The organism is Microbacterium sp. JC 701 (assembly GCF_021026215.1).
In the GTDB taxonomy this organism is placed as follows: domain Bacteria; phylum Actinomycetota; class Actinomycetes; order Actinomycetales; family Microbacteriaceae; genus Microbacterium; species Microbacterium algihabitans.
The window spans coordinates 315240-330561 of record NZ_JAJNCV010000001.1 but is presented as its reverse complement, the minus strand read 5'-3'; the positions used below and the strand labels follow the sequence as shown (position 1 = coordinate 330561).

At 69.8% G+C, this 15322-nt stretch carries 16 protein-coding genes and 1 tRNA gene; 13 read left to right on the top strand and 4 right to left on the bottom strand.

The window, feature by feature from the left end; all coding sequences use genetic code 11:
- Window positions 1-23: 23 nt before the first annotated feature.
- Entirely contained in the window at window positions 24-2087 is a 2064-nt protein-coding gene (locus tag LPW41_RS01610) for a bifunctional lysylphosphatidylglycerol flippase/synthetase MprF (protein WP_230703942.1), read from the top strand.
- 95 nt (window positions 2088-2182) lie between these two features.
- Here the strand turns inward: LPW41_RS01610 and LPW41_RS01605 are convergent, their stop codons facing one another.
- Window positions 2183-2389 (bottom strand): cold-shock protein, encoded by a 207-nt coding sequence (locus LPW41_RS01605; RefSeq protein WP_144830844.1) that lies wholly within the window; start codon window positions 2387-2389, stop codon window positions 2183-2185.
- Window positions 2390-2720: 331 nt separating this feature from the next.
- Here LPW41_RS01605 and LPW41_RS01600 point away from each other — a divergent pair, with 331 nt between their 5' ends.
- Genes LPW41_RS01600 through LPW41_RS01585 form a run of 4 tightly spaced genes read left to right on the top strand, consistent with a single transcriptional unit; the run spans window position 2721 to window position 5794 of the window.
- Window positions 2721-3326: a GntR family transcriptional regulator gene (locus LPW41_RS01600; protein WP_144830847.1), complete on the top strand. Its 606-nt coding sequence runs from the start codon at window positions 2721-2723 to the stop codon at window positions 3324-3326.
- A gap of 50 nt (window positions 3327-3376) precedes the next feature.
- Window positions 3377-3805, top strand: coding sequence for a hypothetical protein (locus tag LPW41_RS01595; protein WP_144830850.1), 429 nt, complete (start codon window positions 3377-3379; stop codon window positions 3803-3805).
- Window positions 3806-3809: 4 nt separating this feature from the next.
- On the top strand, window positions 3810-5126 hold the full coding sequence (locus LPW41_RS16970) for a sensor histidine kinase (RefSeq protein WP_230703941.1): 1317 nt from the start codon (window positions 3810-3812) through the stop codon (window positions 5124-5126).
- The gene (locus LPW41_RS01585) at window positions 5123-5794 is read left to right on the top strand and encodes a response regulator transcription factor (protein WP_230703940.1); all 672 of its coding nucleotides are present in this window, start codon (window positions 5123-5125) and stop codon (window positions 5792-5794) included. Before LPW41_RS16970 ends, LPW41_RS01585 begins: the two co-directional genes overlap by 4 nt.
- A gap of 244 nt (window positions 5795-6038) precedes the next feature.
- On the opposite strand, the gene LPW41_RS01580 is transcribed toward LPW41_RS01585, so the two are convergent.
- Complete coding sequence (locus tag LPW41_RS01580) at window positions 6039-6305, bottom strand: GlsB/YeaQ/YmgE family stress response membrane protein (RefSeq protein WP_136586355.1); 267 nt, start codon at window positions 6303-6305, stop codon at window positions 6039-6041.
- Window positions 6306-6597: 292 nt separating this feature from the next.
- Here LPW41_RS01580 and LPW41_RS01575 point away from each other — a divergent pair, with 292 nt between their 5' ends.
- Entirely contained in the window at window positions 6598-7476 is an 879-nt protein-coding gene (locus LPW41_RS01575) for an SMP-30/gluconolactonase/LRE family protein (protein WP_230703939.1), read from the top strand.
- Window positions 7477-7507: 31 nt separating this feature from the next.
- Here LPW41_RS01575 and LPW41_RS01570 read toward each other — a convergent pair whose 3' ends face one another.
- A complete protein-coding gene (locus LPW41_RS01570; protein ID WP_230703938.1) occupies window positions 7508-8017 on the bottom strand; it encodes a hypothetical protein in 510 nt (169 codons plus the stop codon).
- Between the two features lie 182 nt (window positions 8018-8199).
- Here LPW41_RS01570 and LPW41_RS01565 point away from each other — a divergent pair, with 182 nt between their 5' ends.
- The 3 genes from LPW41_RS01565 to LPW41_RS01555 all read left to right on the top strand — a co-directional run bounded on the left by LPW41_RS01565 (window position 8200) and on the right by LPW41_RS01555 (window position 10876).
- Entirely contained in the window at window positions 8200-8709 is a 510-nt protein-coding gene (locus LPW41_RS01565; protein WP_230703937.1) for a DUF6611 family protein, read from the top strand.
- 42 nt (window positions 8710-8751) lie between these two features.
- A complete protein-coding gene (locus LPW41_RS01560) occupies window positions 8752-10215 on the top strand; it encodes a glycoside hydrolase family 43 protein (RefSeq protein WP_144830869.1) in 1464 nt (487 codons plus the stop codon).
- A 127-nt stretch (window positions 10216-10342) separates the two neighbouring features.
- On the top strand, window positions 10343-10876 hold the full coding sequence (locus LPW41_RS01555) for a hypothetical protein (protein WP_154097001.1): 534 nt from the start codon (window positions 10343-10345) through the stop codon (window positions 10874-10876).
- A gap of 250 nt (window positions 10877-11126) precedes the next feature.
- On the opposite strand, the gene LPW41_RS01550 is transcribed toward LPW41_RS01555, so the two are convergent.
- A tRNA-Leu gene (locus LPW41_RS01550) sits at window positions 11127-11210 on the bottom strand.
- Between the two features lie 152 nt (window positions 11211-11362).
- Here LPW41_RS01550 and LPW41_RS16965 point away from each other — a divergent pair.
- The 4 genes from LPW41_RS16965 to LPW41_RS01530 are packed head-to-tail and all read left to right on the top strand — an operon-like array spanning window position 11363 to window position 15281.
- Entirely contained in the window at window positions 11363-12100 is a 738-nt protein-coding gene (locus tag LPW41_RS16965; RefSeq protein WP_144830875.1) for a DUF3662 and FHA domain-containing protein, read from the top strand.
- Window positions 12097-12633 carry an FHA domain-containing protein gene (locus tag LPW41_RS01540; protein ID WP_144830879.1) on the top strand — a complete coding sequence of 179 codons (537 nt, stop codon included), beginning with the start codon at window positions 12097-12099 and terminating at the stop codon, window positions 12631-12633. The genes LPW41_RS16965 and LPW41_RS01540 overlap by 4 nt, the downstream gene beginning before the upstream one ends.
- A gap of 9 nt (window positions 12634-12642) precedes the next feature.
- Window positions 12643-13881 carry a PP2C family serine/threonine-protein phosphatase gene (locus LPW41_RS01535; RefSeq protein ID WP_144830883.1) on the top strand — a complete coding sequence of 413 codons (1239 nt, stop codon included), beginning with the start codon at window positions 12643-12645 and terminating at the stop codon, window positions 13879-13881.
- On the top strand, window positions 13878-15281 hold the full coding sequence (locus LPW41_RS01530; protein ID WP_144830886.1) for an FtsW/RodA/SpoVE family cell cycle protein: 1404 nt from the start codon (window positions 13878-13880) through the stop codon (window positions 15279-15281). Before LPW41_RS01535 ends, LPW41_RS01530 begins: the two co-directional genes overlap by 4 nt.
- Window positions 15282-15322: the final 41 nt, after the last annotated feature.

Here is a 15322-nt window from a genome sequence, read left to right as displayed (position 1 = left end):
ACGAGTGCCCTATCGTGAGCGGCATGGGGAAGAACACGACGCCGAGCCGTGCTCTGGGAGCAGCGAGGCGCATCCCGGTGACCCTGGGGTTCGCCGCCGCTGTGCTGGTCATCGGCCTTCTCACCGGGAGCCTCTGGCAGCCGTTCACGGCATCCGATCTCTTCCCCTCCGTCGCCTACGGACTGCCGGCGCTCGGGGCCGGGCGCTGGTGGACTCCGGTCACGGGCACGTTCTTCGTCGGCTCGCCCTGGCTGTTCCTCGCCGGCTTCCCCGCCCTCGCCGGGATCGGCTTCCTCGAGTACCGCCGCGGCAGCCGCGTCGCCGCCGCGACCTTCGCCGTGGGGCAGCTCTTCGCCGTGCTCGCGGCGGCGCTGCTGCTGTGGGGCGGCTCTCTGCTGCCGTGGACGTGGGCGCAGCAGCAGGCGGATGTGCTCTCGGTCGGCCCGTCGGCCGGACTCTTCGCGTGCATCGCCGCCGCCGTCGCCCTGCTGCCCTCGCCCTGGCGCCTGCGCGCGTGGACGGTGCTGCTCGCCTGTCTCGCGGTCGCTCTCTTCTACTACGGCTCGCTCCCCGACCTCGAGCGACTGCTCGCGGTGGGGCTCGTGCTCGCGGTGACGAGGTCGCTGCGCCCGCAGCGGGTGAACGTGCGCGAGCAGCGGCTTCTCGCCTTCGTCGTGCTGTGCGCGCTCGGCGCGATCGAGATCCTCGGCTACCTCGCCCCGATGACCGGCCCCTTCGGCTTCTCGGCCGCGACGTCGGGGTCGTGGATCGACGTGGCCGTCAACACCGTGATCGTGCTCGTCGTGGCCACCGCGCTGCGGCGCGGTCGTCGGTGGGCGTGGATCATCGTGATCGTCTACGTGGCGCTGAACGCCGTGCTGGTGCTGCTGCTGATCATGGTGCTGCTGCTGGCGGGGCTCCCGGGCGTCGAGGCCGACCTCGGCGCCGACGTCACGAGCGTGCTGGCCTCGTCGGCGCTGTGGATCGTGGCGGGGGCGTACTTCGTGCTCGTGCGGGGCGCGTTCCGCGCCCGGCCGCGGGCCCAGCTCGGCGCCTCTCCTGCGCCCACGGCGCAAGAGGTGAAGACCGCGCTGCACGCCGACGGGGGCGGCACCCTGTCGTGGATGACGACGTGGGAGGGCATGTCGTACGCCCGGTTCGGCAGCGGGATCGTCGCCTACCAACGCCGCTCCGGCGTCGCCCTGGCCCTGGCCGACCCGATCGGCCCCGAAGCGGAGCGCGCGCAGACCGTGCGGGCGTTCATCGAGGCCGCCGAGGCCGCGGGACTCGCCCCCTGCTTCTTCAGCGCCGGAGAGGCCACGCACGCCGCCGTCCCCGACGGGTGGCGCAGCATCGTCGTCGCCGACGACACCGTGGTCGACCTCCCCGGGCTGCAGTTCACCGGCAAGGCGTGGTCGGCGGTGCGCACCTCGCTCAACCGTGCGCAGCGCGAAGGCATGACGTTCCGCCTGTCGCGCCTGTCCGACGAGAGCTGGGGCGTCCGGCAGCAGCTGAGCGCGATCTCCGACAGCTGGGTCGGCGAGAAGGGCCTGCCCGAGATGGGCTTCACGCTCGGAACCCTGCACGAGGCCGCCGATCCCGAGGTGCGCCTCGCCCTCGCGGTCTCACCGGCGGGCGACGTCGACGGGTTCCTCTCGTGGCTGCCGGTCTACGGCGAGGGCGCGATCAGGGGCTGGACGCTCGATCTCATGCGTCGCCGCGAGGGCGGCTTCGGCCCCGTGATGGAGTACCTGATCGGCGCGTCGGCGCAGCAGTTCTCGAACGAGGGCGCGGCCGTCATGTCGCTGTCCGGGGCTCCGCTCGCGCACGAGTACCCCGCGGATGCCGGCGTCATCGCCGACCTGCAGGAGCGCATGGCTGCGATGCTCGAGCCCGTCTACGGCTTCGCGTCACTGCACCGCTTCAAGCAGAAGTTCCACCCGCGCTACGAGACGATGTACCTGCTCTACCGCGACGAGGCCGATCTCACGCGCATCGGCGCCGCCCTCACGCGCGCGTTCCTGCCGCACGCGACGCTGCGACAGTTCGCGGCCGCCGGCGTCGACCTCGTGCGACAGGAGCACTGACGAATCCCGGATGCCATGGCATCCGGAACCGTGAGATGCCCCGACCGGCGCGAGGCGCACGGTCGGGGCGGATCCGGCCGAGGGCCGGACACGGATCAGAGGGGGCGGATGTTCTCCGCCTGCAGACCCTTGGGGCCCTGCGCGACCTCGAACTCGACGCGCTGGTTCTCTTCGAGCGAGCGGTAACCGCCCGACTGGATCGCGCTGTAGTGCGCGAAGACATCCTGACCCCCGTCATCGGGAGCGATGAAACCGAAGCCCTTCTCCGAGTTGAACCACTTGACCGTGCCCTGCGTGCTCATCGTGTTGCCGTTTTCCGCTTCAGCCGGCGCCGAGCGCGCCGGTCAGTGAGCCCAAAGTAACGGCCGGGCCGCATCGGCGCACAGGTCCGTGACATAAACGTTGCGGGACGTCTCCGGGAGACCCCGGCGGGCCGAAAGAGCCCTGAGCCCATACGACGCCCGGGCTGAGCAGAGCTCGAAGCCCGGGCGTCGACGGATCCCCCCGGATATGTCACGCGAGGCGTGACGGTGATGACAATACCGGCGCCGGAGCCCGTTCGCGACACGAAAACGAAGAATCAGCGAGTTATTGCCGTGTTCTGTGATAACCGAGGGTCGTAAAATTCGCCTGATGGACGATCGTCGGCGTGCTTCCGCCCTCGTCGACGAGGCTTACCGAGCCCTCGGCGAGGCGATCGTCGACGGTCGCCTCCAGCCGGGAGACCGTCTGCGCGACGTCGAACTGGCCGCATTGATGGGGATCTCCCGCACCCCCGTGCGCGAGGCCCTGCAGAAACTCGAGCGCATCGGCATGGTCGAGGTCGCCGCCAACCGGTACACCCGGGTGTCGGAGGTGAGCGAGCGAGCGCGCGGAGACATGCGCGAGTACGCCGCGCACACGATCGCGGCCGTCATGCACATCGCGCTCCCCCGCTGCAGCGACGAAGAGGTGCAGAGCATCGTCTCGCACGTCGACGGGCTGCGCGACGCGGAGGACTCCCCCTCGTACGTCCTGGCCGCGCTCGCCCTGCACACCCACCTCGTAGCCGTTTCGCGCAACGTCGTCTTCCGCAAGCAGCTCGAGCAGACCGATCTGGTGCTCCGCCGCAACCTCGAGGGCTGGTACACCTCGACCGAGACGCGGTCGGTCCTGTTCGAACACCTGCGCGATCAGGTCGCGCGCCGCGACACCAACGGCGCGACGTGGACCTTCCTGTCTCTGCACGGATTCGCCTGAGCACGCAAGACGCCTCGGACCCGCCGGACCCTCGCGATAGCGTGACGCGCATGCCCCACATCGAGTTGCGCGACCTCGCCCCCGACACCACCGACGCGGCTTTCCAGGCCGTCCGCTCGAGCTCGTCGGCGTGGTCGCGCGCGCGGTTCGACGACCGTGCGGCGTTCGACGCCTGGCTGGCCGATGACGCCGTGTCCGCGCACGCCATCGTGCAGGACGACAGTGTGGTGGGCGTCGCCGCCGCCATGGACGTCGACGGCGATCGCGAGGTCCTGCTCGCCGTCCGTCCGGACGCCGACCCCGAGGCGCCGACCGAAGCGCTGCGCATGGTCACGGTGCACGAGGCCGAGCGACCGCTCTACGCGTGCGTCGCGGCCGACGACGAACCGAGCCACGACGTGCTCGCACGGCTCGGGTTCGTCGAGCACGGGCGCGACGGGGCCGACGTGGTGTACGTCCTTCCGCCGACGTTAGAGTGACGCGGTGGGGACGACAGACGACCATCACGACCGGGGGGCGGTCGAGACCGCGGCCGACACCGCGGGGTTCACCAGCATCCTGAGTCGCCCTCGGGCAATGGTCGTCTTCGCCTTCATCGTCTTCGTCGTCACCACGCTGCAGTCGATCTCCGATCCGCTCGCGGGGGCGATGCAGGGCGACGTCGTGTGGGATTACCCGATCCCCCTCGGCGTCGTGACGGCTCTCGTCGTGCTCGGCTGCGCCGTGCAGAGCGGCTTCCTGCTCCTCGCGACCCGCCTCCCCCTGGTCGCGGTCGTCGGCACCACAGCCTGCTACCTCGTACTCGTCGTCGGGCTCGAGGTTCCGCGCTGGCTCGGAGGGCTTCCCCCCGTCGTCGCTGTGGCGGTGTTCTTCCTCGCCGCGAGCCGGCGTCCGGCGGTCGCCACGGCCTGGAGCGCGGTCACGATCGGCGCGACGGTCGGCGTCCTCTCGCTGTGGTCGCTGTCGACGGGTGCTCCCCTCGGGGTGACCGGCAGCTTCGTACTCAGCACCGGACTCGCCTTCGCCGCCCCCGTGGTCGGCGCCGCCGCGCTCGGCGTCTGGTGGGCTCGACGCATGCGCGGTCTGCATCGCGCCCGCGCCGCGGTCTCCGCCGCCGCGGCCCGCCACGAGACCGAGCTCGAGCACGCGAAGACCCTCGAGCGCGCGCGCATCGCGCAAGAACTGCACGACGTCGCCGGCCAGCACCTCGCGGGGCTGCTGTCGCTGGCCGATGCCGCCGTCGACATCGAGGTCCTCGACGCCGAGCAGGCGTCGGCCCTCATCGCCGAGATGCGCGCCGAGGGGCGCTTCGCCTCGGCCAGCCTCTACGCCGCCCTGCGCGACCTGCGCGCCGAGAACGACGCCCGCGCCGAACCGACCCTCGACCTGCGCTCGCTCGACGAGCTCGTGCAGTACTGGGCGTCGCGCGGCATGGATGTCACGCGCGAGGTCGACGGAGCGGTCGACGACCTGCCCGCGATGGTGTCGACGACCGCGTACCGAGTGGTGCAGGAGGCCCTCACGAACGCCTGCAAGCACGCGGCCGGCGCCGCCGTCACCGTCGAGGTCCGCGTCACCGACTCCTCGATCCGAGTGGTGGTGGCCAATGCCGAGGCCCCGGCTTCCGAGGCGGACGCGACGCCCGACGGACTCGGATGGGGTGTGGCGGGAATGGCCGAACGCGTCGACCTGCTGCACGGCACCTTCGCCGCGGGCCCCGTCGCCTCCGGCGGATGGGCGGTCGTCACGGAGGCCCCGCTGAGCGTGCACGCCACTCAGACCCCGGTGCCGACGCCGTGAGCGACACCGACATCCGCGTCTTGATCGTCGACGACAACCGCACCGTCCGTCGCGGCATCCGTCTGCGGCTCGAGAACGCCGCCGGCATCCGCGTGGCCGGAGAGGCCTCGAACGGGCGCGACGCCGCCGTTCTCGCGCGGGCGGAGCGGGCCGACGTCGTGCTCATGGATCTGCACATGCCGGGGATGAGCGGCATCGAGGCCACGCGCCTCATCACGAGCGAGGCGAACGAGACCTGCCGCGTGGTGCTCCTGACGAGCGAGGTGTCCGACGCCTTCGTCGTCGAGGCGCTGGAGGCGGGCGCGAGCGGCTACCTGCTCAAGGGCCACGACAGCGATCAGCTGCTGCCCGTCATCCGTGGCGCGGCCGCGGGAACGGCAACCATCTCACCCCGGGTGGCGCCGCGCCTCATCCGTGAGCTGCGCGCGGCCAAGCCACAGCCGGCCGAGCCCGAGCAGGTGGCTCTGTTGACGGCCGCCGAACTGCGGGTCGTATCGCTGCTGAGCAGCGGGCTCACCTCGAACGACGAGATCGCCCGGCATCTCACCGTGTCGGTGAACACGGTTCGCAGCCAGACGGCTTCCGCGCTCCGGAAGCTCGATCTCGACGACCGCACGCAGTTGGCGCTCTGGGGGGCGCGAAACGGCCTGATCCGGCGCGAGAAGTAGTCCGATCGGACGAAAACGCCCGCTTCGAGTCGGCGGGCCGGCCGTGATCCCGCGCACTCCCCCGATGACCGGGGTCGTGACGCGGACGAGACTGCTGCCACGGCGACTGGCTCGTTTCGCCGTCTCGTCCGTGCGGGGCTGGGATCGGGGGCGGCCCCGCACGGCCGCCGTCCTGCGCGGGTCACCCCGCGGACGCGGAAAGGCCCGGGGCACGGTCCACCGCCCCGGGCCTTTCGCGTGTTGGTCAGCGCGCGGTGCGGCGTCCCACGATGAGGCCGTAGATGAGCAGGACGATGATCGACCCACCGATCGCGAGGAGCCACGTCTGGATCGAGAAGAAGTCCTGCAGCGGGGCGTTGAAGAGCAGGCCACCCAGGAACCCGCCCAGCAGAGCGCCGACGACGCCGAGCAGGAGCGTGATGAGCCAGCCGCCGCCCTGCTTGCCGGGCAGGATGAGCTTGGCGATGGCGCCGGCGATGAGGCCGAGGAGAAGAAATCCGAAGAATCCCATGATGTGTTCCTTTCGCGAGTGTGAACCGATGCCCGCTCAAGGCGAAGCTCTCGTAGTACTCAGCTTCCTCCCAGATACACCGTAAGCAGGGTGGGTTGCCTCTCGCCGCAATCCGTGATTCATGCCTTACGGGTGCGCGGCGCGGCCTGCGACGGGCTTCTTCTTCCGGAGGCGGGACTGGATGCCGACTCCCCCACCCCGCGCCCACGGACCTCCCCACGGCGGCTGCGGAATCCCGCCGGATACGATGCCCGTCCGGGCTCCCCACCACCTCAGAGAAGGGACCGATCCCATGACCCGTGCCGACCTGGTGCAGGACGACGGCCGCGTCGACAGACTGTGGACCAGCGCGACCTGGAGCGAGGGACCGCTGTGGATCCCGACCACCCGCCGCCTTCGGTGGAGCGACATCCCGGGTGACCGCATCCTCGAGTGGGACTCCGCGAGTGACACCACGATCGTCCACCGCGAGGGCGTCGAGTTCACCAACGGACGCGTCCTCGACGCCGACGGCACCGTCGTGCAGTGCTCGCACGGGCGCCGCCGCCTCGAACGCGAGCTCCCCGATGGCTCTCTCGAAGAGATCGTCGCGCAGTGGGAGGGCAAGAGGCTCAACTCCCCCAACGACGTCGCGATCGCCCCCGACGGCTCGTACTGGTTCAGCGACCCCGACTACGGCATCCGTCAGGCGCACGAGGGCCACCTCGGCGAGCGCGAGTACGACGGTCGCTTTGTCTTCCGGTGGTCTGCGGCCGACGGCATCCGCCCCGTCATCACCGACATCGTGCAGCCGAACGGTCTGGCGTTCTCACCCGACGGATCGACCGTGTACGTCACTGACACCGCCATCGGCCTCGACGACGGGCCGGGGCACTGGATCCGCGCCTACGACGTGGTCGACGCCGGAGCGGGGGCCGAGAACGGCCGACATTTCGCCACCATCGATGACGGCATGCCCGACGGCATCGCGGTCGACGAACGGGGCCGGGTCTGGTCGTCTGCGGGCGACGGAGTGCACGTCTTCGATCCGGATGCCGCGGAGCTGCTGTTCCTGCCTGTCCCCGAACCCGTCGCCAACCTCTGCTTCGGGGGCGACGACGGCACCGACCTCTTCATCACGGCGACGACGAGCCTGTATCGCGTGCGCACGACGACCCGCGCGGCCATCTGAGGACAGGGCATCTCGCCCGACAATCGGCTCGTCACAGGTGCTGACGCACCAGGGCACGGCGCAACCCTTCGGCGCGCACGTCGTCCCATAGGGCCGCGCACGCTCCATCCGGAATGCCCGTCGCGGCGTCGCACAGGTGGGATCGGACGGTCGCGGCGTCGAGAGAGACGGGGCAGACGACCACGGCGAGCGCGATCGAGTGCCCTCGCCGGCGCTCCGCACTCTGCAGCACCGTCTCGGCAGCCGCTTCGAGTCGGGGGCGTGCGTACTCCGCGTCGCGCGCGCACGCCACCGACACCACGACCAGCACCCGGCGGTAGTCCGGACCCGAACTGAGCCGCTCGTCGAGAAGAGCAAGCCGCCCGTGCGCCGCGTGCCGCAGATGGCGCCCGCGATGAGTGGAACGCAGATCGATCCCGTACAGCAGGGTCGACGGCGCCGTCCCGATGCCCGCGTCGATTCCGTCCCACGCGAGACCGCCACGGTCGCCTTCGACGCGCACTCCGGAGGTGAAACGGGTGATGAGGGTCAGTGCGCTCATCCTCCTGTCCTACGCGAGCCCGGGACGGAACGCTCGCGTCCTCACGGAATCCCTACGGTCGACCCCGGTTCGCTGACGGTCTGCTGACGGCGAGACCCTGTGATCCACCGGGCCGGGCAGCCGCGCGTATGGCTCTCGCGAGGATCGACGCGCGCGTGATCCCGGCGACAGACGATGAGCGCATGCGTTTCAACGATCGGGACTTCCCGCTGCGCGTGAACGGACCGTGGGGCTCCTACGAGCGGCGGTTCAGCGGCCACGGACTGGTCGCCGAGCACCTCCGCATCCTTCCTCCGGACGGCGATGATCGCTCGCGCCTCGCGTGGCACCTGTCGGGCATCTGGCCGTACGTCGGCTTCTTCCTCGGCATCGCGGCCGCCGTCGCCGCCCATCACGTCGCATCCGTCGAGGTGAGCACGGCCATCGGTGCGATCGTGTGGCTCGCGCCCTGGGTGTGGATGACCTGGCGCGCCCGCCCCTACGCCCGCCGCGTGCGCGACCAGTGGCGCCTGCACGACGCCTCGACCTGGCTCATCGAGCCGTCGGCTCTGCGTGATTCCGCGCGCAGATTGGATGCCGCCGGCACGGCCTCTTCTGCCACGCTGAAGCTCGTATGGTGCGAGGAGTACGACGCGTCACTTGATGCGAGCGCGCGCGACACGAAAACCTTGCATATGAACTCTTTTCGGTAGGTCGCCCCCACCGATCGAACCGCGACGTCGAAGGAGACCGTCATCAGCGCCACGCCGATCCTCCCCGGCTTCCATCCAGACCCCTCGATCTGCCGCGTCGGCGACGACTTCTACCTGATCACCTCGACCTTCGAGTACCTCCCGGGTGTTCCGGTCCACCACAGCCGTGACCTGGCGTCGTGGAGCGTGATCGGGCACGTCTTCGCCGACCGCGACCACCTCTCCTTTCCCTCGTCGGCGGGGAGCGCCGGCATCTTCGCCCCGACGATCCGCCACCACGACGGCCGATTCTGGGTGATCACGACCGACATCAACACCGTCGGCGACGGGCAGCTGCTGACCTCCGCCGCTTCCCCCGAGGGGCCCTGGGGTCCACCGCTTCGCGTGCCCGGCGCCATCGGCATCGACCCCGACCTCTTCTGGGATGCCGACGGCACCTGCTACGTCACCTGGGCCACGGGCCGTGCCGACGCGCCGATCATGCAGGCGTCGGTCGACCTCGAGACCGGCGATCTGCTCTCCGAGCCCGCTCTCCTCTCCACCGGGAGCGGCCTCGCGCACCCCGAGGGACCGCACCTCCTGCGCCGCGGCGACTGGTACTACCTGCTCCTCGCCGAAGGCGGAACGGAGCGGGGGCACGCGGTGACCGTCGCTCGCTCCCGCGCCGCGACCGGACCATTCGTGTTCCATCCGGGCGATCCGATCCTCAGCCACCGCAGCTCGACCGACCCCGTGCAGAACACCGGCCACGCCGACCTCGTCGAGACGGCGGATGGATGGAACATCGTCTACCTCGGAGTGCGACCCGTCGGACCCGGCCCGGGCTTCCACCTCAACGGCCGCGAGACCTTCCTCGCGAAGGTGTCGTGGGAGGACGACTGGCCCGTCGTCGACGAGAACCTCGACATCGCCCCGGTGTCGACCTCGTTCACCGACGACTTCTCCGCCGATCGTCTGGACCTGCGCTGGATCGCCCCCGGACGCCACCCCGGCGACTTCACGAGCGCGTCACCGCGCGGAGTCGTCATCGATCAACCGTCCGACGATCGGTATCGCTCCCTTCTCGCGACGCGAGTGCGCGATCAGCAGTGGGAAGCGCGAGCAGACGTCGAACCCGGCGACGCGCGCCTCGTTCTGCGCATGGACGAGGACCACTGGGTCGCCGTCGAGTGTCGGGACGGCCACGCGGTCGCCCACGCCACCGTCGGACCCTTCACGCAAGACCTCGGCGCGATCCCGCTCCCGGCGACGAGGCCCGCGACGCTCGCGCTGCGCTCCACTCTGCCCACCCCCGGACCACACGGCGGTACGCCCGTCGCCGACGACCTGCAGTTCGGCATCGTCACCGACGACGGGTTCGTCGAGATCGCCCGCATGGACGGTCGATACGTCTCGACGGAGGTCGCCGGCGGCTTCACGGGCCGGGTCGTCGGCATCGAGCCCATGCCCGGCACGGGTCGACCGGCGGTGCTGCGGTCGTTCTCGTACGAGGGCATCGCGGGCTGAGCGGCGCATCACCCCGGCTCGATCCTCGGCATCGTCGGTGCCGGCACCAGATCCTGAACGCGGTTACGGGACATCGGCGGTCACCGGGCCTTCCGGTGACGAATGCGCGTGTGCTTCGCTGTCTCCGATGACTGCAGCAGCCCGCGCGAGGTCTCGGGGACCCGCCGCCGTCGCAATGTGCCTCGCTTTGGCTGTTGCGCTGACGGGGTGCTTGCCATCAAACGTCACCCAGGCCGAAGTGGACGCTGATTCCGAACACGCCAAGGCGACTGCTCTCACCAATCTGAACGATGTTCTCAGCGCTGCATCTCTCGCGACACCTGGCCCCATCGAGGTTGCGCCCTCCGGCTGCTCGTCGGTCGATTACTCGTGGAACACCTGGGACACGTGGCGGATGAGCGTCGAGACCCCGGTGGCTCCAGGAACGGAGCAGTCGATCCTGGACGCCATCGACGACGCCTTCACGTCACGCGGCGACTGGGCCGTCTTCGGTGACGATGCGGACGAAGTCCTTCCCGGTGACGGAACCCATCGCTTCCTCACGCCTAGGCGCGGGGATCCCGAAACCAAGGTGACGGTCGGTGTCGACACATTCGCGCATGTTCTAAGTGTCGAATCCACCAGCGGGTGCTTCGTCACCGGCCCCGTTTCAGAAAGATGAGAGGCCCTTCCCGCGTGGCCCCAATCTCGTCCCTGTCGCAGAAATGAGAAAAGACCCCCGGGACCTACCCGGGGGTCTTTTCTCATCTGTGCGCGAGGGGGGACTTTCCCTGGTGCCCCTCCACCCGCCGCTACGCGGCGCGCGGAGCCTCTCGGGCGCCAGGGGCCCAACCCTCACGGGTCCATAGCCCTCCCCCTCGCGCACGAAACGAAGAAGGCCCCGGGATGAACCCGGGGCCTTCTTCGTTCTGTGCGCGAGGGGGGACTTGAACCCCCACGCCCTTGCGGGCACTGGCACCTGAAGCCAGCGCGTCTACCTATTCCGCCACTCGCGCGAGATGCGGCACGGATGCCGCGAACTCAACTTCCCGAGAATATCACGGCCCCGACTCCGTCACGAATCGCGGGCCCCGATGACCGCTTCCATGACCTGCCCAGCCGTGCTGACTACGATGTGCCTACTGGTCTGCCTGCCTGAAGGAGTCTCGTGGGGCTACTCGACAGTTTCGAGAAGGGTCTCGAACGCGCCGTCAACGGTGCGTTCGCGAAGACCTTCCGCAGCGGCATCCAGCCGGTGGAGATCGCATCCGCTCTGCGCAGCGAGCTCGACAAGAAGGCTGTGGTCGTCACGCGTGATCGCATCCTCGCGCCCAACACGTTCTCGGTGCGCCTGTCGCCGGCCGATGACGAGAAGATGAGCGCCCTCGGTTCGACCCTCGTGCACGAGCTCGACACCCTGGTGAAGAAGCACGCGCGCACCCAGGGGTACTCGTTCGCCGGCCCGGTCGCCATCACGATCGAGCGCGACTCCAGCCTGTCCACCGGAACGCTGCGGGTCGACTCGCAGACCACCGAGGGCCAGGTCGCGTGGCGCGGCGTCGTCGACATCGACGGCAAGCGGCATCCGCTCACCGGCGCCCGCACGGTGATCGGCCGCGGAAGCGACGCCGACATCACGATCCCCGACGCCGGCACCAGCCGCAAGCACGTCGAAATCCTCTGGGACGGCGAGCGGGCCATGGTCCGCGACCTCGGCTCGACCAACGGCACCACTCTCAACGGCCGCAAGGTGTCGGAGGCGGCCTTGCCCCCCGATTCCACGATCTCGATCGGCCGTACCAATATCGTGTTCCGTGTGGTCGCTCAGGCGCAGCCGCCGCGACGCGCGTCGGCCTCCGACGCCACGCGCATCTTCGACGTCCGGGAACGAGGACCCCTGTCATGAGTCCGTTGACTCTTCTTCTTCTGCAGGGCGGCTTCCTCGTCCTGCTGTGGTTCTTCGTGTTCGGCGTGGTCTATTCGTTGCGCGCCGACCTGTTCGGGGTCAAGGTGCGCAAGCTCCCCGAGCCCGTGGCATCCGCCCCCGCAGCCCCCGCTCCCACGGCGGCGCCCGACGCGGTCACCACGCAGGTCAAGCGCCCGGCGGCTCCCGCCCCGGCGCCGGTCGGCGGCCTGGCCACCACCTCGGCGGTGTCGCGCATCGTCATCACGAGCGGCCCCAAGGCCGGCCTCGAGCTGCCGCTGGGCACCGAGCCGCTCACGATCGGTCGCTCGAGCGAGTCGGGCCTGGTCATCCGCGACGACTACACCTCCAGCCACCACGCCCGTCTCGTGCTGTGGGGAGACCAGTGGATGCTGCAAGACCTCGACTCCACGAACGGCACGTCCCACGACGGCGTGCGCGTCGCCTCACCCGTGCAGGTGAAGGTGGGAGCGCCCATCAAGGTCGGCGCGACGACGTTCGAGTTGAGGAAGTAACCCTCCCCCATGGTCTTCCAGGGCTCGAGCGCCGCCATCTCCCACACGGGAAAGGTGCGCTCCAACAACCAGGATTCCGGTTACGCCGGGTCCAATCTCTTCGTGGTCGCCGACGGCATGGGCGGCCACGCGGGCGGTGACGTCGCGTCGAGCATCGCCATCGGTCGACTCACCGAGCTCGACCAGCCGTTCCGCACGCCGTCCGAAGCCGAGCACGCCATCCGCGACGCCCTCGCCGACACCGCGGCGGAGCTGATCGACACCGTCGCCCGCCGTCCCGAGCTCGCGGGCATGGGCACGACCGTCAGCGCTCTCGTCATGGTCGACGACTACGCGGTGATCGGCCACATCGGCGACTCGCGCATCTACCTCTACCGCGACGACACCCTCACCCAGATCACGGCCGACCACACCTTCGTGCAGCGCCTGGTCGACTCCGGTCGCATCACCCCCGAAGAGGCGCGGTACCACCCGCGGCGCTCGGTGCTCATGCGCGTGCTCGGCGACATGGATCCCGACCCCGAGGTCGACAGCTTCATCATGCCGACGCAGGACGGCGACCGCTGGCTGCTGTGCTCCGACGGCCTCTCGGGCGTCGTCGACGACACGCACACCGCCAAGACGCTCGCGCTCGGCATGCCCCCGGCGCGCACCGCCGACGCCCTGCTCAAGCAGGCGCTCGACGGCGGCGCCCCCGACAACGTCACGGTCGTGCTGGTCGACGTGGGCGGACAGCACCCCGTGTTCATCGGCACGCCGACCATCGTCGGCTCGGCCTCGAACCCCAGCGGTGTGGTGGTGCCCGCCGCACGTCCGGGCCGCTCGAACTGGCTGCACCACGCGCGCCAGGTCGCCAACGAGCCCACGCACTTCGAGCCCGCCGCCGAGTTCCTCGAGGAGCTCATCGAAGAAGACCGTCGTCGCGCACGTCGTCGTCGCCTCGGCTGGCTCGCCGCCCTGCTCGTGGTGCTCGCCGCGATCGGCCTGGGCCTGTGGGCGGGATACAACTGGACGCAGACGCGGTACTACGTCGGCGCCGACGACAACTCGGTCGTGATCTACCGCGGCATCCAGCAGTCCATCGGACCGATCTCGCTGTCGACCGTCTACGAAGACACCAACATCGTGCTCGCCGACCTCTCTGAGTTCGACCGCGAGACCGTCGAGGCCACGATCTCGGCCCGATCTCTCTCCGACGCCGAGCTCATCGTCGATCGCCTGCGCCCCGCAGAGGAGGGAAGCGGATGACCGACCAGAAGCTGACCCGCACCCCGGATGCCGTGTCCACCGACACCGCCGTGATGCGGGCCCTGAAGAAGATCCGCACCCCCGCCAAGCAGCGCAACCGCGAGCTCGGCCTGCTGCTGTTCGCCATCGCCGTGTACGGCGGAGCCGTCACCCTCGTGCAACTCGGCGTGAACGGCACCGTCGACCCCGGGTTCCTCACTCTCGCGGCGATCCCCGCGGTGCTCGCCCTGATCACGCACGTGGCGCTGCGCCTGCGCGCCCGCGACGCCGACCCCTTCGTGCTGCCCATCGCGACCGTGCTCACGGGCCTCGGCATCGCGATGATCTATCGCATCGACCTCGCCGACGGCGCCTCCGGCTGGGATGCCACCGGCCACCGCCAGATCGCATGGGCCGCGATCGCGATGGTGCTGGCGCTGGTGGTGCTCATCTTCGTGAGCAACTACCGCGTGCTGTTCCGCTACACCTACCTGTTCGGCCTCGCCGGCATCCTGCTGCTGCTCCTGCCCTTCGTCCCGGGCCTGGGCACCGATCAGAACGCCGACGTGTGGGTCTCGCTCGGCTTCGTGTCGTTCCAGCCGGGCGAGCTGGCAAAGATCTGCCTCGCGATCTTCTTCGCCGGCTACCTGGTGCGCACGCGCGAGAGCCTCACCTCCACGGGCACGCGCTTCCTCTTCATGACGTGGCCCCGTGCCCGCGAGCTCGGTCCGGTGCTCGTCATCTGGCTCGTCTCACTGGGCATCATCGTGCTGCAGCGCGACCTCGGCACCGGCCTGCTGATCTTCGGCATGTTCGTCGCGATGCTCTACGTCGCCACCGGCAAGACCAGCTGGGTGCTCATCGGTCTGGTGCTCGTCGCGAGCGGGGCGTTCCTCGCCTCGCAGGTGCTGCCCTACGTCAACGGTCGCTTCGCCAACTGGCTCAACGCCTTCGACCCCGACGTCGTCAACCGCGAGGGCGGCAGCTACCAGCTCGTGCAGGGCATCTTCGGCCTCGCGCACGGCGGTCTCTTCGGCACCGGCCTCGGCCAGGGGCGCCCGTCGATCACTCCGCTCGCGCAGAGCGACTACATCATTCCCAGCCTCGGCGAAGAGCTGGGTCTGGTGGGCCTGTTCGCGATCCTCGCGCTCTACATGGTGTTCGCCAGCCGCGGCATCCGGATCGGCCTCGCCGGTCAGGACGACTTCGGCAAGCTCCTCGCGACCGGCTTCTCGTTCACGATCGCGCTGCAGGTGTTCATCATGGTCGGCGGTGTCACGCGGGTGATCCCCCTCACCGGTCTGACCACGCCCTTCCTGGCGGCCGGTGGCTCGTCGCTCATCGCGAACTGGATCATCGTGGCGTTCCTGCTGCGCATCTCCGACGCGGTGCGCTCCCGTCCCCGGGTGGTGATCGGCTGATGACCCCTTCGTCCATCCCCGCCCACGCCCCGATCCCGGAG